General features: G+C 76.7%; 1 protein-coding gene. It reads right to left on the bottom strand.

Annotated elements, in window-relative coordinates:
- Window positions 1-935, bottom strand: a 935-nt coding sequence (locus AE652_RS42130) for a beta-ketoacyl reductase (RefSeq protein ID WP_049661458.1), incomplete at both ends; no start/stop codon positions are given.

The raw sequence follows: 935 nt of genomic DNA, 5'->3' as shown, positions 1-935 counted from the left end.
ACCAGCTCGACCACCGCGCGGCGGCGCTCGGCGGCGGTCAGGCCGACGAGGGCGCGGAACAGTTCGCCGGTGGCCTCGGCCGGCCGGTCCGACCCGGCGGCGTCCGGGCCCCGGTCCTCCTGCTCCCGGGCCTCGGGGATGGCGTCCAGCAGCGGGCGCGGGCGCGCCGCGCGGAACACCGGCGCGAACTTCTCCCACGTCACGTCGGCGAGCGCGATGAAGGTCTCGTCGTCCGCGAGGGTCTGGTCCAGCGCCGTCAGCGCCCGTTCGGTCTCGAGGAAGTTCATCCCCTGCCGGCGGAGCCGTCGGGGCGTCACCCGGCCGGGGCTGTGGTCCATCAGGTCGTCGACCGCGTCCCAGTCCCGGGAGTCCCAGACGCCCCAGGCGATCGAGGTGCCCGGCAGGCCCCGGGCCCGGCGGTCCTCGGCCAGGCCGTCCAGGAAGGCGTTCCCCGCCGCGTACGGGCCGTGGTCGTTGCTCCCCCAGGTCGCCGAGATCGAGGAGAACAGCACGAACTCGTCCACGTCCAGCGCGGCCGTCGCCTCGTCCAGGTAGGTGGCCCCGGCGGCCTTGGCGCTGAGCGCCGCCGCCAGGCCCTCCCTGGTGGTGTCCTCGACCCGGGCCAGGTAGCCGGTGTTGGCCGAGTGCAGGACCGTGGACAGGCCCGGTCCGGTGGCCTCGATCCGGGCGACGAGGTCGGTGACGTCCCGGCGGACGCCGGTGTCGCAGCTGACGATGTCGACAGCCGTCCCGGCGGACGCCATCGCGGCCGCGAGTTCCACCGCCCCCTCCGCGGACGGGCCGGAACGGCTCGTCAGCACGACGCGCGGGGTGTCCCGCTCGGCGAGCCAGCGCGCGACGCAGGCCCCGATCGAGCCGGTGCCGCCGGTCAGCAGCACGGTGCCGCGCGCCCGCCAGGGGGCGCGGCCGGCCGG

The sequence above is a fragment of the Kitasatospora sp. MY 5-36 genome (assembly GCF_001182915.1).
In the GTDB taxonomy this organism is placed as follows: Bacteria; Actinomycetota; Actinomycetes; order Streptomycetales; family Streptomycetaceae; genus Kitasatospora.
This window is presented reverse-complemented; position numbering and strand designations above follow the sequence as displayed.